This window comes from Spiroplasma endosymbiont of Monopis laevigella, from assembly GCF_964019975.1.
Taxonomy (GTDB): domain Bacteria; phylum Bacillota_I; class Bacilli_A; order Mycoplasmatales; family VBWQ01; genus Spiroplasma_E; species Spiroplasma_E ixodetis_A.
Genome location: NZ_OZ026473.1, coordinates 1,107,955 through 1,129,794, shown reverse-complemented (window position 1 = coordinate 1,129,794; position 21,840 = coordinate 1,107,955). Strand labels below are relative to the sequence as shown.

16 protein-coding genes and 3 rRNA genes are annotated in these 21,840 nt (G+C 28.9%); 14 read left to right on the top strand and 5 right to left on the bottom strand.

The genetic code is table 4. The annotated features are described in order from the left end of the window. Nucleotides 1-111 precede the first annotated feature (111 nt). Nucleotides 112-669 carry a hypothetical protein gene (locus tag AACK94_RS06000; RefSeq protein WP_338975515.1) on the bottom strand — a complete coding sequence of 186 codons (558 nt, stop codon included), beginning with the start codon at nt 667-669 and terminating at the stop codon, nt 112-114. Nucleotides 670-1,042: 373 nt separating this feature from the next. On the opposite strand from AACK94_RS06000, the gene rsmG reads away from it, so the two are divergent. The 3 genes from rsmG to AACK94_RS05985 all read left to right on the top strand — a co-directional run bounded on the left by rsmG (nt 1,043) and on the right by AACK94_RS05985 (nt 3,461). Further along, entirely contained in the window at nt 1,043-1,738 is a 696-nt protein-coding gene (rsmG, locus tag AACK94_RS05995) for a 16S rRNA (guanine(527)-N(7))-methyltransferase RsmG (RefSeq protein ID WP_338975514.1), read from the top strand. Nucleotides 1,739-1,816: 78 nt separating this feature from the next. Beyond that, nucleotides 1,817-2,581 (top strand): ParA family protein, encoded by a 765-nt coding sequence (locus tag AACK94_RS05990; protein WP_174480209.1) that lies wholly within the window; start codon nt 1,817-1,819, stop codon nt 2,579-2,581. Continuing rightward, nucleotides 2,574-3,461 (top strand): ParB/RepB/Spo0J family partition protein, encoded by an 888-nt coding sequence (locus AACK94_RS05985; protein ID WP_281749040.1) that lies wholly within the window; start codon nt 2,574-2,576, stop codon nt 3,459-3,461. The genes AACK94_RS05990 and AACK94_RS05985 overlap by 8 nt, the downstream gene beginning before the upstream one ends. Nucleotides 3,462-3,523: 62 nt before the next feature. Here the strand turns inward: AACK94_RS05985 and AACK94_RS05980 are convergent, their stop codons facing one another. Then, nucleotides 3,524-3,691, bottom strand: a complete 168-nt coding sequence (locus AACK94_RS05980; protein ID WP_281749041.1) for a hypothetical protein — start codon at nt 3,689-3,691, stop codon at nt 3,524-3,526. Between the two features lie 129 nt (nt 3,692-3,820). Between AACK94_RS05980 and AACK94_RS05975 the strand changes: the two genes are divergently transcribed. Then, on the top strand, nt 3,821-4,024 hold the full coding sequence (locus AACK94_RS05975; protein ID WP_338975513.1) for a hypothetical protein: 204 nt from the start codon (nt 3,821-3,823) through the stop codon (nt 4,022-4,024). Nucleotides 4,025-4,296: 272 nt separating this feature from the next. Here the strand turns inward: AACK94_RS05975 and AACK94_RS05970 are convergent. Then, nucleotides 4,297-5,414 (bottom strand): IS3 family transposase gene (locus AACK94_RS05970; protein ID WP_338975281.1). Its coding sequence is split into 2 segments (ribosomal slippage): nt 4,297-5,144 and nt 5,144-5,414, totalling 1,119 coding nucleotides; the frame shifts between segments, so codons are not numbered across the junction. Nucleotides 5,415-5,490: 76 nt separating this feature from the next. On the opposite strand from AACK94_RS05970, the gene AACK94_RS05965 reads away from it, so the two are divergent. The 5 genes from AACK94_RS05965 (at nt 5,491) to AACK94_RS05945 (ending at nt 12,940) form a co-directional block, all read left to right on the top strand. Beyond that, a complete protein-coding gene (locus AACK94_RS05965; RefSeq protein ID WP_338976369.1) occupies nt 5,491-7,263 on the top strand; it encodes a DEAD/DEAH box helicase in 1,773 nt (590 codons plus the stop codon). Between the two features lie 245 nt (nt 7,264-7,508). After that, a 16S ribosomal RNA gene (locus AACK94_RS05960) occupies nt 7,509-9,030 on the top strand. 191 nt (nt 9,031-9,221) lie between these two features. Continuing rightward, nucleotides 9,222-12,159: ribosomal RNA gene (locus AACK94_RS05955) — 23S ribosomal RNA — on the top strand. Between the two features lie 82 nt (nt 12,160-12,241). Beyond that, a 5S ribosomal RNA gene (rrf, locus tag AACK94_RS05950) occupies nt 12,242-12,348 on the top strand. Together the 16S, 23S and 5S rRNA genes form the textbook arrangement of a ribosomal RNA operon. A 103-nt stretch (nt 12,349-12,451) precedes the next feature. Further along, nucleotides 12,452-12,940 (top strand): hypothetical protein, encoded by a 489-nt coding sequence (locus AACK94_RS05945; RefSeq protein WP_338975512.1) that lies wholly within the window; start codon nt 12,452-12,454, stop codon nt 12,938-12,940. A 62-nt stretch (nt 12,941-13,002) separates the two neighbouring features. Here the strand turns inward: AACK94_RS05945 and AACK94_RS05940 are convergent, their stop codons facing one another. Then, a complete protein-coding gene (locus AACK94_RS05940; protein ID WP_338975511.1) occupies nt 13,003-13,800 on the bottom strand; it encodes a Pr6Pr family membrane protein in 798 nt (265 codons plus the stop codon). A gap of 414 nt (nt 13,801-14,214) precedes the next feature. Here AACK94_RS05940 and AACK94_RS05935 point away from each other — a divergent pair, with 414 nt between their 5' ends. Continuing rightward, the gene (locus AACK94_RS05935) at nt 14,215-15,840 is read left to right on the top strand and encodes a hypothetical protein (protein WP_338975510.1); all 1,626 of its coding nucleotides are present in this window, start codon (nt 14,215-14,217) and stop codon (nt 15,838-15,840) included. A gap of 427 nt (nt 15,841-16,267) precedes the next feature. Here the strand turns inward: AACK94_RS05935 and AACK94_RS05930 are convergent, their stop codons facing one another. Then, nucleotides 16,268-16,981, bottom strand: a complete 714-nt coding sequence (locus AACK94_RS05930; RefSeq protein WP_338975509.1) for a hypothetical protein — start codon at nt 16,979-16,981, stop codon at nt 16,268-16,270. A 212-nt stretch (nt 16,982-17,193) separates the two neighbouring features. Between AACK94_RS05930 and tsaB the strand changes: the two genes are divergently transcribed. From tsaB to AACK94_RS05910, 4 genes are all read left to right on the top strand, one after another. Further along, on the top strand, nt 17,194-17,775 hold the full coding sequence (gene tsaB, locus AACK94_RS05925) for a tRNA (adenosine(37)-N6)-threonylcarbamoyltransferase complex dimerization subunit type 1 TsaB (RefSeq protein WP_338960461.1): 582 nt from the start codon (nt 17,194-17,196) through the stop codon (nt 17,773-17,775). Nucleotides 17,776-17,825: 50 nt separating this feature from the next. Further along, nucleotides 17,826-18,668, top strand: a complete 843-nt coding sequence (locus AACK94_RS05920) for a MurR/RpiR family transcriptional regulator (protein WP_338975508.1) — start codon at nt 17,826-17,828, stop codon at nt 18,666-18,668. 82 nt (nt 18,669-18,750) lie between these two features. Then, nucleotides 18,751-20,856, top strand: coding sequence for a fructose-specific PTS transporter subunit EIIC (locus AACK94_RS05915; protein ID WP_338975507.1), 2,106 nt, complete (start codon nt 18,751-18,753; stop codon nt 20,854-20,856). Nucleotides 20,857-20,889: 33 nt separating this feature from the next. Beyond that, a complete protein-coding gene (locus AACK94_RS05910; RefSeq protein WP_281749621.1) occupies nt 20,890-21,837 on the top strand; it encodes a type I phosphomannose isomerase catalytic subunit in 948 nt (315 codons plus the stop codon). Nucleotides 21,838-21,840: the final 3 nt, after the last annotated feature.

Below are 21,840 nucleotides of genomic sequence, written 5' to 3'. Positions count from 1 at the left end.
GTGATTTGTCAAACAGTAAGTGCTGCTGCTTGTTCGCTTGTGAGTGCTGGTATTTGTTTTTTGGTTAATGCTTTTATTTGTATTTCTGTAAATGCTGCTATTTGTTTTTTTCTAAGTCAAGTAATTTGTATTTTTGTGAATCATGATATTTGTTTTTTTGGTGAATCAAGAAATTTGTAAAGTAGTAAATGATTCTATTTGTTTTTCTGTCAATGATTGAATTTGTAATTTTGTCAATATTTGGATTTGTTCAATGGTGAATCAAGTCATTTGTCATTCTGTAAATGCTTGTATTTGTCTTGGTGTTAAAATTACTATTTCTTCAGTTGTCAATCTCTGTACTTCTTTTTTTGTGAGTATTTGAATTTCATGTGTAGTTAATTTATTTATATTTTGTAGATTTATATCTTTTTTTTCTTCATTTATTTTAATAAATAGTACTTCTCTTTTCATTTTATTTATGAAATGTGGTTTATATGTATTTATTGATTTATTAAATAAAACCTTTGATAATTCTTGTGATTTTAGAAAATTTTGATATATTTCTTCAAGTTTGTTTTTATGTTCTTGGATAGGATTTGTTCAATTATTAATTTCTATAATGGTGTTTAATGAACTATTATTAATAGATTTTGTTAGTTCCTTTGAAAAATTAAGTAAAATTTTCATTTTTTTATTTTTCCTTTCAATGGTATCAATTAAAACATAAAAACTCATTTACTTTAAATTAAGCAATGAGTTAAAAAACTTTTATAATTTGTTTAATAATTCTTATTATATGTGTTAATTATATTTGAGTTTAAAGAAAATACAACGAAAATGATATTTTAAGCATTTTAAATTATTTAATTAATAATTAATTAAAAATAACATTAAATTTTGAAGGATAGTAGTTATGTGATAAAATTTCAAGCATATACTAAAAAAACATTATAATTAAATATAAAATTATAATTAAATTATATTTAATTATTTAAAGCATTATATTTATAGTCTACTTTAAATAAAGTATTTTATTAAAAGATTGATTTAGGAGTAAGCAATGAATAAAGATTGAACTATAGGTTTAACTAATTTAACTTTAACACCAATAATGGAACAACAATTAAGTCGGTATTATAAAATTTTAATTGCTGAAAATAAAAAATATAACTTAACAACAATTATTGAAGAAGTAGAAGTTTATTATAAACATTTCTATGATGCTCTTTTAATTAGTAATAACATCACTTTGGATGATCAAAATATTTGTGATGTTGGTAGTGGTGCTGGTATACCAGGAATAATTTTAAAAATTTGTTTTCCCAAATTACAATTAACCATTATTGAATCAAATACAAAGAAATGTCAATTTCTAAAAACAGTAATTACTGAATTAAACTTAGAAAACGTTTATATAATTAATCAAAGAGCAGAAGCATTTGCTCATCAATATCATGAAACATTTGATATTGTAACAGCAAGAGCATTAGCACCGCTAAATATTTTAAGTGAATTATGTTTAGGATTAGTAAAAGTTGAAGGATTATTTATTGCCTATAAGGGTCTTAAAGTTGAAGAAGAACTTGCGTTGGCACAAAATAGTATTAACACAATGGGTGCAAAGTTAATTAATCAATTTACTGTTCAATTACCAAACAACTATGGTCAAAGAACAATCCTTCATTTTCAAAAATATAAATTATGTGCTTTAAAATATCCAAGACCTTATCAACAAATTAAAAGTAAACCTTTGTAAATAATATTAATTAAAATTAGTGTTAAACTTAATTAGTAGGATAAAATATTAGTCTATTAATTTAGAAAGGTAATTATTATGGGCAAAATTATTGCAATTGCTAATCAAAAAGGTGGAGTTGGAAAAACAACTACTGCTACTAATCTTGCTGCAGGTTTAGGTATAAAAAATAAAAAAGTGTTACTTATTGATTTGGATCCACAAGGTAGTGCTACTATTTCAATGGGTTTTGCTGCTGATAAAGTTGAACAAGATATATATGATGTTTTAGTACATGATGTTCCATTGGAAAAAGTCATTAAAACTGAAGTTTGTCAAGGAGTAGATTTATTACCATCGACCATTTCTTTGGCGGGAGCCGAAATATTTTTATTAGAGCAATCTCGTAATAAAAGAAATATTTTATTAGAAAAATTAGAACCCGTAAAGGAAGTATATGATTTTATTATTATTGACTGTCCGCCTAGTTTAGGATTAGTTAATCGTAATGCTTTAGCTTCAGCTAATTCAGTTATTATTCCGTTACAAGCTGAGTTTTATGCATTAGGTGGTTTGGTACAATTATTATCTACTATTCGTTTAGTACAACAATTATTTAATCCCAATTTAGAAATTGAAGGCATTTTATTAACTATGGTTAATATTAGAACAACTTCTTCTGTTGAAGTTATCAAAGAAATTCAAAAAAATTTTAGAGAAAAAGTTTATAAAAATTATATTCCAAGAAATGTAACCCTAAGTGAAGCACCAAGTCATGGTAAAAATATTTTTAGTTATCGGCCACGTTGCAGTGGTGCTATTGCTTATCAAAGTTTAGTGAACGAGGTGTTAAATAATGTCTAATGATAAAAAAAATCGTATTTCTGCTAAAGGTTTAGCATCAATTTTTGGTGAAGGTTTAAATGATTTGATAACTAACATTGAAAGTTCACCAGAAATTGCTAAAACTTTTTCACAAACTATTTCTCTTGCTAAAATTATTCCTAATCCATATCAACCACGTGTAGTATTTAATGAACAAGAAATTAAAGAACTAAGTGATTCAATTAAAATTCATGGTTTAATTCAACCAATTATTGTTAAAAAAACGATAACAGATGGTGTTTTTCAATTAGTTGCTGGTGAACGTAGAACTAAAGCTGCAAAATTAGCAGGTTTAACAGAGATCTCTGCAGTAACTATTGAAGTAACAGATCAACAATTAATGGAATTTGCTTTGATTGAAAATATTCAACGTGTTGATTTGAATGCTTTTGAAGAAGCACAGGCATATCAAACTTTAATTAGTAAAATGAAATGAACTCAAGAACAACTCTCACAAAAAGTTAATAAATCACGTAGTCACATTGCTAATACTTTACGAATTTTGCAATTGCCAGTAGAGATTTTACAAATGCTTCAACGCAATGAATTAACAATGGGTCATGTTAAACCATTATTAAGTTTAGGTACTAATCTTAATTTAATGGTAACTATTGCTAAAAGGGCATATAGTGAACAATGAAGTGTTCGTAAGGTTGAAGATGTTATTAAGATGCAACAATTAAGTTTAAATCAAAAACAAAATGTTAATAAAAAGTTAGATCTTCATTTAGTAGCATTAGAAAATACTTTATCAAGAACTTTAGATACTAAAGTAAAAATCAATAAAAAACAACTAATCATCAATTATAGTAATCACAAAGAATTAAATCGAATTTTAGAATTTTTAAAATTAATATAAATTTAAAATGAGTATAAATGTTTTAAAGCATTTATACTCATTTTTTATTTTGTAAATTTATTTTATGTTATTTCTCTAAAAGGAAATATTAATCCTGAATTAGTATAGATAATTAAGTTTGTAATAAAAACAAATAAGATAGACAAACCAATTGCAATTTTACTTATACCTAGTATGATTAATAATTTTTTTGATATATCATGAGGATAAGTTAAAAGTTTCTTTTCCATATTTTCCTCCTAAAAGTTATATTTATTTTTAAGCCTTACTTATTTATAATTATATACTATTGTAAAAGTTTTTATCATTATATTTGATGTTATAATGTTATTTAAAAAACATTGAAAGGAAAATTAAATATGCCAGAAAAAGATAAGAATACGTTATTTAAACGTATTATTTTTAGAAAATATAAAGATGAAATTAATTGAGTAAAAATGATTAATTATTTGTTTAAAGAAAGAAAAATTTTTGAAGAAGATGTAGCAATTTTAACCAAGTTATTTAATGAAAAAAATAATGATTGATTAAAAAAGTTGGGAGCGTACCGATGTTGTCAATAATATTCAAATTTGTCTTTAAATTATAAGTTTAGACGAGAATAATTTAGACTTCAATATGCAATTGTATGTTAATCTTAACACTTGAAAAATATTAGTCAACAATAATACTTACTTTTATAACTCAAAAATTCTTATTAAAGATGATTTAATAAGTTTTATTTTATTCTTGATTTTTTAAAAATTTTTAATTTTAATTTATAATAACTGGATTGCTGTATTTATTTGATAGAATTTAAAATTAACCATTTTTGGAATGGCAACCCTTTTTAGGACTATTTTTTGGTAGACATTTGTTTTTGATAACTAATTGGAGTTAGGTAGTTTAGAGTACTGTGAATTCTTATGTTGTTATATCAATTGATGTAATCAAATAATTCTAATTTTAATTGGATTAATGATGTAAAATTTTTATCATTAATAAATTCAATTTTGAAAGTTTTAAAAGTTGCTTCAGCAACAGCATTGTCATAAGGACATCCTTTTTTGCTTAAAGATCGAGTTATGTTGAAAGCTAATAAAAGTTTATCAATAGTTTTATTATTGAATTCATTACCGCGATCAGTATGAAATATTTCAATATCTTTTAAACAGTGATTTGATTGCATAAATGCTTGATATACTAATGATGCATCTTTTTTAACTCCAACACTATGTCCAATAATTTCGCGGTTAAATAGGTCGATTAATAGGCAAATATAGTTTCATTTACCATTAACTTGAACATAAGTTAAATCACTAACAATAACTTCATTTTTAATTCTATTATTAAAGTTTCTATTAACAAGATTGGTTATTTGACTATCATTGACTTTATTATGATAATTTTTGAATGATAATTTAGTGTATTTTGATATTAAATTATGCTTATTCATAATTTCTTTAATTTTTCTGCGTGATAAATAAATTTCTTGGTTTGCTAGTATGACTTTTAATCTTCTAGTACCATAAACTTCTTTATTTTCTTTAAAAGCACTAATAACAGCTTGTTCATAAATATTATTTTGAATTTTATTTTTTTTCTTTAAATTAAAATAATATGTTGATTTAGAGAGTTTTAAAAAATGACACATTGTGCGAATTTTATATTTAGATTTATTATTTGCAATAATCTCTACTTTCTGCCTATTATTAGTGCTGCTTGCTTTAAAATATCAATTTCCATTCGTAACTGTTTTAATTCTTTATTTGCTTGAATTAATTGTTTTTCTAAATCTGAAAGATTATCTTTAGTTTTAAAACTACCTGAATTAGTAAATTGCTTAATTCAATTGTAAGTAGCTGCTCTTGTAACATTGTATTCTTTAACAAGGCAAGATACTGATTTGCCACTTTGATATAAAGCTACTATTTGTTTTTTAAATTCATCTGAATATGAGTTAATAGTGACCATAATTATAATTCCTTTCTTTTAACTAATTTGTTCACTTGTCTATGTAATTAGTGTCCAATAAAGTGTAACCCATCCAATTATTATTTTTGATGAAGCTCATCATTTGGCTGCCAAAACTTTTCAGACAATTTTAAATTATTTTTATCCTAAACAAATTATTGGTTTAACAGCAACACCAGAACGAGAAGATAATAAAAACATTATTAATTATTTTGATAATGAGTTTGCACATGAATTACGATTGTGAGATGCAATTAATGAAAAACTTTTATCACCATTTGATTATTATTGTATTGATGACATTACTGCTGATTTAACTGGTATTGATTTAAATAATGATCAACAATTATTTAAAAAATTAAATACTGAAGCAAGAAATAAGTTATTATTAGATGTAATTAATGACTATATTGGATTTTATAGTAATCGGATTTGTTTAATTTTTTGTATTAACATTACTCATGCACAAATTGTTGCTAGATTTTTGCAAAATCAGGGCTTAAAAGCAGATTTTTTAACAAGTAAAAATCAAACTAATCGTAGTAAAATAATTAATGATTTTAAAAATAGAATTATTAATTATTTATGTGTAGTAAATATTTTTAATGAGGGAATTGATATTCCTGAAATTGATACTATTATTTTATTACGACCAACTAATTCAAAAACAGTATATTTACAGCAATTAGGAAGAGGATTGAGAAAAACAGAAACTAAACATTGTTTAGAGGTTTATGATTTAATTGCTAATATTGATAAAAAATATGACATAACCATTGGTATTAAAAATCTTTCGAACTCACATATTATAAATGTTAATAAACAATTAACTAATAGTTTTAATTTACCTTATGGATGTACTATTACTTTAGAACCAAGAAGTCAAAACGTCATTTTAACTAATTTAAAGCAATGATATCAATCACGAAAAAAAATTTATTTGGTAATTCAATCATATTATCAACTTTATAATGATAATGCTATTTTTAAAATATTAATTGATTATGATTTGACAATTCAAGAATTTTATAATTTTTTAAATGATTTTTATTTACGAATAGCAAAAAAAATAAAAAATTATCAAACCCATGATAATGATACTAATCGTAATCAAAATATCTTAAAACAATTCTTATTTTTAAATGATTATCAAATAGTTAATTATTTTTATTTAAGATTAAGTCAAGAATTAGATACTGAATTAATTAATTATCATTATGACAATTTATTAATAGCATCATTATTATATGAGGTTACAAGTAATAAAGTATTTAATCATATTTTTCCAAATTTTAATGAAATACCATGTTTAGTTACAAATTTCATTGAAAATAACAAATTGGTTGTTAATGAACTAAAAATTATTCTTAAATATAAACTAGATTATGAAACATTGTTACTTAATGAACATTTTAATCAAGATTATCCTTTATTATCTTATCATTCAACATTTACTGTGCATCAGGCACTATGTACAATTAATCGTGTTAATTTTAATAAAAAACTTGGACCTTTAAAAATTATTGCCTTTCAAGCGGGTCATTTGACATTTAATGAAAATAAATCAGTAATTTTTGCAGATATTGATGGAACAAATTATGGTAAATTAACTAGTTATAATAAATTAACAAAAGAATATTACTGATCAATACCAGAAAATAAAACGATTAATTCAAAATTAGTGAAAGATTTACAAAATAATAATATTGAAAAAATATTATTTTTAAATAATGATTGTAATAAAAAATTTAAAAATCTTGCTTTAAAGTTGTATGACTTTATTGGTATTGGTCAATATCAATTATCAATTAAGAGTGATTATATTACTATTAAATTTTTAGTAGAATAAATAATATTTTATTTTTTTAATTTTATAAAAAATTTTAATGATTTTAATTTTAAAAAAATAATGTTTTTTTATGATAATTAGGTTGACAATAATTATGGCATGTTGTACTATTGTTATTGTCCCAAAAATAAATGGGTTACAAACTAGAAAAAACGATCTTTGAAAACTAAATAGAACAAGAATTAATCCGTCAATTTTTTATTAAAAATTAAATAAGTCAGACATCATCTTTTAACAAAAACAATTTTATTGAGAGTTTGATCCTGGCTCAGGATTAACGCTGGCGGCATGCCTAATACATGCAAGTCGAACGAAAGTAGCAATACTTTAGTGGCGAACGGGTGAGTAACACGTATCTAACCTACCATTTAGTGGGGAATAACTGTTGGAAACGACAGCTAATACCGCATATGTTATTTATTTGCAATGATAAATAATGAAAGGAGCATTTGCTTCGCTAATTGATGGGGATGCGGCGCATTAACTAGTTGGTAAGGTAATGGCTTACCAAGGTAACGATGCGTAGCCGATCTGAGAGGATGAACGGCCACATTGGGACTGAGACACGGCCCAAACTTCTACGGAAGGCAGCAGTAGGGAATTTTTCACAATGGGCGAAAGCCTGATGGAGCAATGCCGCGTGACTGATGAAGGTCTTCGGATTGTAAAGGTCTGTTGTAAAGGAAGAAGTGCTAGAATAGGAAATGATTTTAGTATCGACCATACCTTACCAGAAAGCCACGGCTAACTATGTGCCAGCAGCCGCGGTAATACATAGGTGGCAAGCGTTATCCGGATTTATTGGGCGTAAAGCGTGCGTAGACGGTTTTGCAAGTCTGAGGTTAAATTTAGGGGCTCAACCCCTAACCGCCTTGGAAACTACATTACTAGAGTATAGGAGAGGTTAGTGGAATTTCATGTGTAGCGGTGGAATGCGTAGATATATGAAGGAACACCAGTGGCGAAGGCGGCTAACTGGCCTATTACTGACGTTGTGGCACGAAAGCGTGGGGAGCAAATAGGATTAGATACCCTAGTAGTCCACGCCGTAAACGATGAGTACTAAGTGTTGCCATGAGGCAGTGCTGTAGCTAACGCATTAAGTACTCCGCCTGAGTAGTATGCTCGCAAGAGTGAAACTCAAAGGAATTGACGGGGACCCGCACAAGCGGTGGAGCATGTGGTTTAATTCGAAGCAACGCGAAGAACCTTACCAGGTCTTGACATACCTTGCGAAGCTATAGAGATATAGTAGAGGTTAACAAGGATACAGGTGGTGCATGGTTGTCGTCAGTTCGTGTCGTGAGATGTTTGGTTAAGTTCAGCAACGAACGCAACCCTTGTCCTTAGTTGCCAGCATTAAGTTGGGGACTCTAAGGAGACTGCTAGTGTAAGCTAGAGGAAGGTGGGGACGACGTCAAATCATCATGCCCCTTATGACCTGGGCTACACACGTGCTACAATGGCTGATACAAAGAGTCGCTAAACCGCGAGGTCAAGCAAATCTCAAAAAGTCAGTCTCAGTCCGGATTGAAGTCTGCAACTCGACTTCATGAAGTCGGAATCGCTAGTAATCGCGAATCAGCAATGTCGCGGTGAATACGTTCTCGGGTCTTGTACACACCGCCCGTCAAACCACGAGAGTTGGCAATGCCAGAAGTCGGTGTCCTAACCGCAAGGAGGGAGCTGCCAAAGGCAGGGTTGATGATTGGGGTTAAGTCGTAACAAGGTATCCCTACCGGAAGGTGGGGATGGATCACCTCCTTTCTATGGAGTTTAGTTTCTAATAAGAAACCAAGACAACAAGAAAAATTAGATGGATGATTTATTGGATTACTTCTTTTGTTCTGTTTAGTTTTCAGGGATTGTTTTCTCTGAACAATTGTTCTTTAAAAACTGGATAATAGACATCTTTTAAAAAAATAAGATAATTTTTATCTTGCAATAGGATATTCTAAAAATAAATTATTAAGAGCGTATGGTGGATGCCTTGGAATTGGAAGACGATGAAGGACGCGATTACCTGCGATAAGCTTCGGGGAGCTGGAAATAAGCTTTGATCCGGAGATGTCCGAATGGGGAAACCCACTATCTTTAATCAGATAGTACTGTACAATGAATTCATAGTTGTGCAGAGTGATACCTAGAGAATTGAAACATCTTAGTACCTAGAGGAAAAGAAAGCGAATGCGATTCCCTTAGTAGCGGCGAGCGAAAAGGGAGCAGCCTAAACCAGTCGTCAGACTGGGGTTATAGGACTGTCTATTAGGTTCGACCTATGAAGAGTTACAAAATTTATATATAGCAGAAGTTGTTGGGAAGCAACGCCATAGATGGTGAAAGCCCAGTATGCGAAATGTATAAATCTCTTGACAGTATCCTGAGTAGGGCGAGGCACGTGGAACCTTGTCGGAATTTGCGCAGACCACTGCGTAAGGCTAAATACTAACCAATTACCGATAGTGAACCAGTACCGTGAGGGAAAGGTGAAAAGTACCCCGAGAGGGGAGTGAAATAGTTTCTGAAACCATATGCTTACAACAAGTCGGAGCCCGTTAATGGGTGACGGCGTGCCTTTTGTAGAATGAGCCGGCGAGTTACGATTACATGCAAGGTTAAGTTGAAAAGACGGAGCCGAAGTGAAAGCGAGCCTGAATAGGGCGTTTAGTATGTGGTCGTAGACCCGAAACCAGGTGATCTAGCCATGAGCAGGTTGAAGTTAATGTAACAGTTAATGGAGGACCGAACCAACGTTCGTTGAAAAGACCGTGGATGACTTGTGGCTAGCGGTGAAATTCCAATCGAACCTGGAGATAGCTGGTTCTCCCCGATATAGTTTTAGGACTAGCGTCAGAATTAGTGCAATGGAGGTAAAGCTCTGAATGTATGATGGCCCCACCTCGGGGTACTGAATGCAATTAAACTGCGAATGCCATTGTTACATATTTGGCAGTCAGTCTATGGGTGATAAGGTCCATGGACGTGAGGGAAACAGCCCAGATCATCAGCTAAGGTCCCCAAATCAATGCTAAGTGGAAAACGATGTGGAATTGTTCAGACAGCTAGGAGGTTGGCTTAGAAGCAGCCATCCTTTAAAGAGTGCGTAACAGCTCACTAGTCGAATGATTCTGCGCGGAAAATGTACCGGGGCTAAGCATTGTACCGAAGCTATGGGTCTATATATATGTTTACATATATTGTGGGCGGTAGGGGAGCGTTCTAATATGCGACGAAGTTAGACCGGAAGGACTAGTGGAGCGTTTAGAAGTGAGAATGCCGGCGTGAGTAACGATTGAAGGTGAGAATCCTTCATGCCGATTGACCAAGGTTTCCTGGGCTAGGTTCGTCCACCCAGGGTTAGTCAGGACCTAAGGCGAGGCCGAAAGGCGTAGTCGATGGATAACAGGTTGATATTCCTATACCACCATGGTGACTGATGGAATGACGGAGAAGGCTAAAATGTCCCAGTGGTTGGTAATGCTGGGCTAAGTACAAAGAGGGTTGTGTAGGCAAATCCGCACAGCGTTAACCTTGAAGTACGATGGGGAGTGAACGGTTCGCTTAGTAACGAAGCATTTGATGCCATACTTCCAAGAAAAGTTTCTAAAGACATCACCATGGTGCCTGTACCGAGAACGGACACACGTGGTCAAGGAGAATATCCTAAGGCAAGCGAGATAACTATAGCTAAGGAACTCTGCAAAATAACCCCGTAAGTTAGCGAGAAGGGGAGCTCATAGCAATATGAGTCGCAGTGAAGAGGTCCGGGCGACTGTTTAGCAAAAACACAGCTCTCTGCTAAGTCGTAAGACGATGTATAGGGGGTGACGCCTGCCCAGTGCTGGAAGGTTAAAGAGATTTGTTAGCGTAAGCGAAGCTTTGAACTGAAGCCCCAGTGAACGGCGGCCGTAACTATAACGGTCCTAAGGTAGCGAAATTCCTTGTCAGGTAAGTTCTGACCCGCACGAAAGGCGTAACGATCCGGACGCTGTCTCGGCTATAGACTCGGTGAAATCTTAGTACCTGTGAAGATGCAGGTTACCCGCGATTAGACGGAAAGACCCCGTGGAGCTTTACTACAACTTGATATTGAATTTTGGTGTAGTTTGTACAGCATAGGTGGGAGACGTTGATATGCAGACGCTAGTAGGCATGGAGTCACCATTGGGATACCACCCTTGCTATATTGAAATTCTAACTTGAGACCATAATCTGGTCTAAGGACAGTGTCTGGTGGGTAGTTTGACTGGGGCGGTCGCCTCCTAAAAAGTAACGGAGGCGCCCAAAGGTACCCTCAATATGAATGGAAATCATATGTAGAGCGCAAAGGTAAAAGGGTGCTTGACTGCGAGACATACAAGTCGAGCAGGAACGAAAGTTGGGCTTAGTGATCCGGCGGTGCTGTGTGGAAAGGCCGTCGCTCAACGGATAAAAGTTACCCCGGGGATAACAGGCTAATCTCTCCCAATAGTTCATATAGACGGGGAGGTTTGGCACCTCGATGTCGGCTCATCGCATCCTGGAGGTGTAGTCGCTTCCAAGGGTTGGGCTGTTCGCCCATTAAAGCGGTACGCGAGCTGGGTTCAGAACGTCGTGAGACAGTTTGGTCCCTATCTGTCGTGGGCGCAAGAAATTTGAGGAAAGCTGTTCCTAGTACGAGAGGACCGGAATGGACCTACCTCTGGTGCACCAGTTGTCACGCCAGTGGCACAGCTGGGTAGCTATGTAAGGCATGAATAAGCGCTGAAAGCATCTAAGCGCGAAGTCAGTTCCAAGATGAGATTTCTCATTCGAAAGAAGTAAGATCCCTTGAATACTACAAGGTTGATAGGTCAGGTGTGTAAGCATAGTGATATGTTCAGCTTACTGATACTAATAGATCGAGCATTTATTGAAGAATATATTCTCTATTGCAAATCAAAAGTAATCAAATTTAAAGATGTCTGTTTCTAGTTTTTAGGGAGCAATTGCTAAACTATTTGGTGTCCATGGCGGAGTGGTCACACCTGTTCCCATCTCGAACACAGCAGTTAAGCACTCCAGCGGCGAAAATACCAGCAATGGGAAAATAGCACGATGCCAAATTTTTTTGTTTGTGTTAGTATTTAATTTAAAATTTAAATTTTTTTTTATGTTAAGATTGAGAGTATTAAAATGTAAAAAAGATTTTAAGAAAAAAGGAGAAAAAATGGATAAGGTTGAAAAGAAATTAGATAAAAAATTATATATTGGAGCTAAAATTGGATTCATAACAAATATTATAAATATTATTTGAAGTGTAATTATTACAATTATTTTAGCAACAGCAAGTAGTGTCATTTTTAAAAGTTTTACAAAATATGATCACACTTCATTAACATCAGGAGTTAGTACAATATTTATTGTTGGATTGATTTTTGGACTTTTAATTACTATTGGATTTTCAATTGCAATAATTATTATGTGCAATAATATTTTAAAAGGAAATGCTAATAGTGGTTTAGCTGTTGGAATTGTAACTTTGGTTTTAGCAGGTTTTTCTTTAATAGTTATGTTTTCATCAAATTTTAATTTTATTAGTGGTATTAATATTATTTTTTTAGGACTTAATATTGCTTCAGGTGTATTATTAATTATTGGTAAATATCTTCCAGTTACTAATAAACCAGAAGAAGTAGTTTCTATGGTAAATGAATAATTAAAAATATTTAATAAATTGTATAAATAAGGCTTTAGAAATTAAAAGCCTTATTTTATTTTTTATAATTTAAAACCATAAGGATAAGTAATGATTGGAAAATTTGGTTTATCATCATCATGCTTTTTTTTATATTGTATGTTATTAATTCATAAATAAAGGTATTGTAAACCAATACTAATAATTAACAGAAAAATAATAGCAGTAACTAATACTCCTACACCATATTTTTGGTAGTTGAAAAAAAAGTAAGGATAACAAGTATTAATATTTTCTCCTTGTTTAACACGTAGTACACCACGAACCATTACCATTACTACATAAAAACAAGGATAAAATAAAATAAATCACATATAAAGTTTATGATGATTTTTTAGTGAATAAAAATCACGTCCACATGATAAAGCAAAATTTAAAATCATAACAATTGTCATAATTAGATTTAGAATTATTGTTTTAAATCATAAATAAATATCAGTTCCATATTTACTTCTTTCTTGGCTATTACTAATGATACCTATTCAAAATACTAACATTGTAATTGTAATATAAATAGTAATGCTTAATAAAATATAAAAACTTGGTTTTGAATTTTCTTTAAATTTACTTTCAAATAAAAAAGCAAATAAATAAATGAGTACTAAATAATTAGTTTGAGTTGTAAAATAAAAATAATAAATTGCTAATCTTTCAGTTGGTTTATCAACATTAGGAACAATGAAAGCATTGGGATAATTAATAGTAATTATTAAATCAAAAATTAAGAATAAAGAAATAATAAGTAGACCAAATAAACGTCAAATAAATTTAATAAGATTTCTTTTTTTTAATCGGTATTCACTACTATTTTTTCAATTCATATTTTTTCTCCTATTTATATTAGAATTAAATTTAATTTTTTATTATGATTGAATATGCTACTTATTTAGTATATCAAGTTTTTTCTTATCACTATTAATATTTACTAACTGATTATTTAAAACACTTAATAAGTTAAAAAAATTAACTTATTAATTATTTAATCTTGATTTTTTGGTAATAAAGTTTATTATTAATGTTAAGGATATAATTTTATCCTTATAATTTTAATGAATATATAAGTAATTATATAAGTATTAAAATTATATATGTTGATTTAACAAAAAGTTTAATAATTGATTATATATCCTTAGTTTTATTTTATTAAAACTAAGATTTTAAGTATTTAATTAAATATACTTAATTTAATATTATAATTATAAACACAAATAATAGGTAAAAAAGGAGTAATCATAATGACAAATTTCTTATCTTTTAGTTTTTTTCAAACTAAAAGTTTTAAAACAATAAGTTTGGCTTTGGCATTATCTCTTACTAGTAGTTTAATGATAGTTACTAATCATCAATCTAATATTAGTACTGTTAATGACAGTAACAAACTTTCTGGGTTTCATATTACTGTTAAGGAAAATAATAAAAATTTAATTAGTGAAGCCAATACTTGAAATTCAATTAATAATAAGTATGAAGATTTTATTAGATTGCATAAAGAAGTAATAACAGAACAATTTAATGATTGATCAGACCTTATTAATAAGGTTAATAATAATTCAAATGATGATATTAGTAAAGAAGTTAATAAGAAATTTAAGGAACAAATCGAAAACAAAGCTAATAATATCTTACCAGATAATGGTATTAAATATTTTACTGATAAAGTTATTGGTCGTAGTGTTGCTAAACAAAGTTTTAATGATATTGCTAGTTTTGGTTATGTTTATGTTGGTTACCATGATAATAGTTTACCAGCACAGATTAACAATGGTATTTTTGCAACGGTAAATCCTAGGGCAGATTTTAATAATTATTTTAGTATTCCTTATATGATTAAACCAAGCGATGATTTTTTAAATAGTCATAAAAGCGTTCAAGATCGGTTAGCAATTTTACCACTTAATAATGGTAATCCCAATGATACTAATCAACCAATGTTAGCTATTTTAGCAAAAAATAAAAATGATAAGAATGAACAATTATTAATAAATGATAAAAATGATGAAGTTTTTGATAATGGTTCAATTAGTTATGCAATATTAAATCATAAACCAGACGATCATTTAAAATCAACTAGTTTTAATGTTAGTGTTAAAGATAGTGGCTATAGTAAAACTATTAAGTTAACAAATAATAGTTCAAATATTCAATTTAGTACTATTAGTGATGAAAAAGTTAAAGAAAATCCTGTAATTACACCTCAATATTTAGTTCAAAATAATTCACAAGATAATAAAAATACATTAATAGTTATGAATAAAGCTATTGAGAAAGCTAAAGTAAATATTAGTGATTCACAACAACATTGACTAAAATGAAAAGTTGATTCACAAACTTTACAAAAAGCAAAAAATGATTCAGGAACACCTATTAAAGATGGTGATAATTTAACTCTTAATCAAGGAAGTAATTTTCAAGTTTATTGTATAGGTTTAGATACATCTGACTTACAACGTCAAGCTGCTTCTGAACAATATATTACTGTTTATAGAAGCAATACAAAAATACCTAATTTTCCAAATTGTACTGATTTTTTTGAAAAAACTAATAATTTATTAGCAGGTTTTCAACAATATTTAAATAGTACTACTAATAATAGTATTAAAATTGAAGATTTAAAAAATAATGCTGCTGGTGAGTTTTTATCATGATTTATTCAATATCAAGGTGATATTACTAAACAAAATTATGTTAATTATTTACAAAGTAATAATTCAGATCGTCCCTGAGATGTTAATATACCATTAACAACTAAAATGTTAGTTAATAATTGAAATATTATTATCATTTGTGGCTTCATTATTAGTTTTTTAACTATAATTCCAATAGTTGTTGTTATTATTCGTAAAAAGAAATATTTAAAATAAAGTTTATTATTTTTAAGTAGTACTTGTTAAAATGCAATATATTATATAAAAATATAAAATGATAAGTGTAAAAAATGTTATTACTTGTTTTTTCTTTTTAGTGAGTTACAATAAAAATGGCAGTTATAAATGTTTAGAAAATATTTAAGTAATGCCGGTTTTAATTTTATATTTGACTTTAAGTCCTTGTATGCTATATATGCTATACAAGGAGTTTTTATATAATTTTAAAATAAAATATATTAAGAAAAAGGAGGGAAAAAATAACAAAATAATATTTAAAAAAATAATACAATTTCAAATTTTACTTTTCACAAATATATATTCCTCCCTACAATTATTTTTCAATATTTTTTAAATAATAAATAATAGTAATAAAGTGTACTAGTTTATAAACTAGTACACTTTATTTATAAATTATTTTACATTAAAAATTTGTATCTCTTAAAGCTGCTATTGGTTTATTATTTTTCTTATAAAGAATATTATTATAAAGAGTAAAAAGTAACATCAAAATTATGTATAAGATTAAAATTGCAAAGATATAAATAAAGAAAGTAGTTAAACTTTTATGAAAATCTAAAAATGGATATGGAAATGAATAATCAATTTCTGTCGTTCCTTTTCTTAAAAAACCAACAAAATTTCCTTTAGCAAGTGCATAACCTAAATATGCAAACATGTAAATAGAAATAATTGGTATTCAAAGATATGTTTGTTTTCCGAGTTTTCAGTAGTATTTACCAGCAGAAAACATAAAATATAAAATCACTATCACTGGTACTATTAAATGTAATAAAAATGTATTTATAAAATTTAATATGCTAATACTATTACTACTATCTAAATTATTTATCATTGGTTTAAATAATACAGCAAAAAATACGATAAGAGTTACGGTAATATAAACAGTAATTGCTAATGACAATCGCCCAAAAACAAATTGTGCGCGATTGTCATGAAAACGATTTGTTAATACAAAACAAAACAAAAGAAAAACTAAAAAATTTGATTGAATAGTAAAGGTAGAAATCATTGTTCAAATACCAACTCATGGGCCATCTGGAGTTCATAAATTATGAGGATTAGGTGTTCCAACTGTTATTGGTTTATACTCAATTAAAACTATTGCAAATTGCATTATTAGACCTATAACAGCAATAATTAGCCCAGATCAAAGTAAAAAATCAGAAAATTTACTTTTAAATCCTATATTTTTTCTTATTCCCATATGGATCAACTCACAATTCTATATTTTTTCTATTTTAATTACATTATACATGATATTATAATAAGTATGTAAGATATTAGAAAATTATTAATAGCAACTAAATGAAATAATAAGGTGATGTTATGTATCAATTATATTTAGATACAACAAATAACAAATTAACAGTGGTGATTTTGCAAGGTAATAAAATTTTAGCAAGTTCATCATTTATTGCTTGACAAAAACAAACAGAATTGGCAATTCCAACTATTACTAATTTACTTGTAAAATGTAAAATAAAATTAAAAGATATTTCAAAAGTAGTTATTGCAAATGGTCCTGGCAGTTATACTGGAATTAGAGTAGCAATTACTTTTGTCAAAACACTTAAAGTTTTGAATAGTTTTTTAACGGTTTTTACTATTAATAGTTTATTATTACAGGCAGGATTAATAAAATCAATAAGTGTTTTGTCAGCATACAATAATAAAAGTTATTTGGCAGTATGTGATAATGGAAAAATAATTATTCAGCCGCAATTAGTAGATGAAAATGCTAAAATTGGTATTATTAGTGATTTACTAGATTATAAAATAATTGAAAATTTAGAAAAGTGTAATATTGTGGAAAATTTTCAAAAGTTGTCACCATATTTTATCGAAGTAAAAAACATGGAAGATTTGCAACCATATTATATTAATGATCCATTTTCATCACATAATTAAAAAATAATAATATTTAAATATTTTACATTAGTTTAAAAAGGAGTTTTTACATGCTTATCAATGATAATTTTTGATCTAGAGTATCAAAGGAAGAAAATAATTTCACAAAAAAAGAAAAAGTTCTTATTAACTATATTAATAAGAATAGTCAAAAAATGGATCAAGTTACTATTAGTTCTTTGGCTAAAGAAAATACTGTTGGTTATAGTGTTGTTTATAATTTAATTAAGAAGTTGGGATTTAAAGGTTATCGTGAATTTATCATTAGTTTAGCTGCGCAAGAAACTACTTTCAAAGCTTTAAATCGTGAGTTTTTTGATGATCGTAGTGTTTTAAAAGAACATTATAAAAAACTGATGGATTTAAATGATTCAACGATTAATTATGAGGAATTACAAAGATTTATTAATTGAATAGATGATAATCGTAAAGCTTGTATTTATTTAGCAGGCATTGGTCATTCTGGTTTAGGTGCGGAGGATTTATCAAATAAATTATATCGGTTTGGTTTACGATCAATCTGTTTAAATAAAGATGATGATAGTATTTTAATGCATGCTTCTTTAATTATTCCAGAAGATGTAATAATTCTTTTTTCATTATCAGGTAAAACCGCTACTATTGTTGAAGCAGCTAAACTTGCTAAAAAGAATAATGCTAAAATTGCAGTTGTTACATCACAAGATAAAACTGAATTAGTGACTTATGCTGATTGAACATTTAATATTGTTTCTTCAGGACTTTATGAAGCACAAGAAATATTTATTTCTCCATTATTTGCTATTACTTATTTTAATGATTTAGTAACAACATATTTATTAAAATCAAAGCATAAAGATTTATATTTAGAAAATAGAATTAAAACTAATAAAGTAATTAAAAAATTTAATTAATTTTTTAAATAAAAAAACTGTTTTTTTAAAAATAATAATTTAATATTATGTCATGAATATTTATTAAGTAAGGAGATGAAGTATGGTGTCTAAACAAGATGATATTTTGACAGTAGAACATGTTTTTCTTGAATCTGATTGTAAAACACAAGCAGAAGCTTTTCAAGAAATAGCAACTTCTGCTAAAAAATTAGGTTTTTTGAAAAAAAATATTAGTGAAAAATCACTAGTTAATAGTTTTCTACAAAGAGAAGGAGAAGGAACTACTGGTTTTGGTGATGGTGTTGCTGTGCCGCATGCCCGTAATGAAGATATTGTTAAATCAGGAATTTTTATTATGCGTTTTAAACAGCCAATTCCTTGGAAAGCACTAGATGAACAACCCGTTAAAGCAATTATTGCTTTAATTGTGCCACTAAAAAGTGCTGGTAATGAACACTTGGAAATTTTATCAAAAGTGGCACAAAGATTAACAAAACCGGAATTTCAATCAATATTATTTAATTCAAAAGATAAAAAAGCAATTATTCAATCACTAAATATTAATAATAAACCTAATGTTGAAACTAGTAGTAAAACTATTAGTGAAGATATGAAAGGTTCTTCAAAAAAAACTAAAAATATTATAGCAATTACTGCTTGTCCAGTTGGGGTAGCACATACTTATATTGCACAAGATAAATTAGAAATTGCTGCAAAAAATTTAGGCTATAATATTAAAGTTGAAACTCATGGTAGTATTGGTATTAAAGGTGCTTTTACAGCAACTGATATTGCCAATGCTGATTTAGTTATTATTGCAGTATCAGCCGGTGTTGCAGATTTAAAATTAGAACGTTTTAATAATAAACCATTATATAAAGTAGAAATTAGCAAAGTTATTAAAAATCCTGAAAGTATTGTTAATGATGCTTTTGCTAACGCAAAACCTTATGAAATAAACAAGTCAGAATCGGGACAAAAAGCGGAAAAAGAAAATAAATCAAATGATTTATTTACTACTGATAAACAAGGAATTATGAAACATATTATGGCTGGTGTTGGCTATATGGTTCCATTTGTTGTTTTTGGTGGAATTATGTTAGCATTATCAATTGGTATTGCTAAAGCAGTTTATGGTGCTGACTTTGATATTTCCAAGTTACCACACAATCATTTTCTTTATTTTATGAATCAAGCCGGAAGTATTGCTTTTACATTAATGATTCCAATTTTAGCTGGTTTTATCGCTAATTCAATTGCAGGACGTGCTGCCTTGGTTCCGGCAATGGTAAGTGCATATGTTGCTAATACAGCAGGATTAGTTTATCCAATTGCTGGTTTAGAGCCAAAGGTTTCTGCTGGATTTTTAGGAGCATTATTAATTGGTCCAAGTGTTGGATATTTAGTAAGATGAATTATTACTTGAAAAGTACCAAAGACTATTGCTCCAATTATGCCAATTTTCTTTATTCCTATTGTAGTAACATTTTTAATTAGTTTCACTTTTATTTATGCAATTGGAGCTCCAATTGGTTGAATAATGGAACAATTTCAAAATGGGTTAACCCACATGCCACGTGAAGCAATGGCAGCAATTGGAATGTTGCTAGGAGCAATGGTTGGATTTGATATGGGTGGTCCAATTAACAAAGTTGCTTTTTTAGCAGCTTCAACAACGATAACTGCTGATCCTAGTTCACAATTATTTATGGGAGCAGTAGCTGCAGCTATTCCTGTTGCACCACTTGGAATGGGTTTAACAACTTTGATTTTTCGTAAATTCTTTAATGAAAGTGAACGTACATTAGGTTTAACAGCTATGTTAATGGGGTGTATTGGTATTTCTGAAGGTGCGATTCCTTTTGCAGTAAGAGATCCAAAACGTGCTATTATTAGTAATATTATTGGTAGTGCTGTTGCTGGTAGTATTGCTGGTACTTTCTTATTAACTGATGCTGCGGGTCATGGTGGTCCTATTGTTGCTATCTTAGGTGCAGTTAGTTCAGTTAATTATGTGCTTTGGGTAAGTATTCTTTTATTCTTTTTAGCCATTATTGTTGGAAGTATTGTTACTTGTTTAGTATATGGTGGATTATTAATTATTCAATCACGTAATATTAAGGTTTTTAAATTAATGAATGAAAGAATCATGAAAATATTTAATAGTAAAAAATCTAAATCTAAAAATAGTAAAAATAAAGTTTAATTGAACAAATAATCAAAGTTTAGGAGAATGAATATGAATAATAGCACATCACAAATAATTTTTTTAAAACCTGCTTTTATTCGCAAATTATGAGGTAGTCAAAAATTAGCACACAAATTTAATTTTGATTTACCTAAAAATACACCAATTGGTGAAGCATGATTAGTTAGTGCTCATCCCAATGGAATGAGTTATGTTTTAAATGGCGAGTATAAGGGATTAAGTTTAGCAGAATTGTTTAAACAGCAACCCAGTTTATTTGCTAATCTTGATAGTTCAGGTAATGTGATTAATAAAGAATATCCGTTGTTAACAAAAATTTTAGACGCAAATGATAGTTTAAGCGTTCAAATTCACCCTGATGATAAATTCGCAGAAAAAAATCATCAATGTTTAGGAAAAACTGAATGTTGGTATATATTAGAATGTTTACCCAAAGGTAAAGTTATCTTGGGTCATAATGCTAAAACCAAAGATCAGTTTAATCAATGATTGGTAAAAGAACAATGACATAAACTATTAAAATATATTCCAATTAAAAAAGATCAATTTATTTATGTTCCTTCTCTAAAAATTCATGGCTTATTGGCACATACTATGGTTTTTGAACTACAACAATCATCAGATATTACATATCGTTTATATGATTATGGTCGTAAAGATGAACTTGGTAATTTACGAAATTTGCATTTGAAAGAAGCATCAACTATTGTTTTAGCTCCTGATTTAAATAGTAGTGAAGCTAATGGTCATGATAATTATTTAGTTGATAATAAGTTTTTTAAGTTAATTAAATTAATTAATGAGGGAATTAAGCATTATAGTTATCGTAATACTAGATGATTGCAAATCTCAGTATTGGATGGTAATGGTATAATTGATGATACTAGTATTAAAAAAGGTGACTCATTTATTTTACCAAATGGTTATACTGATTTTTGTTTAAGTGGAAACATGTTATTGATGGTTGCATATTGCTAATAA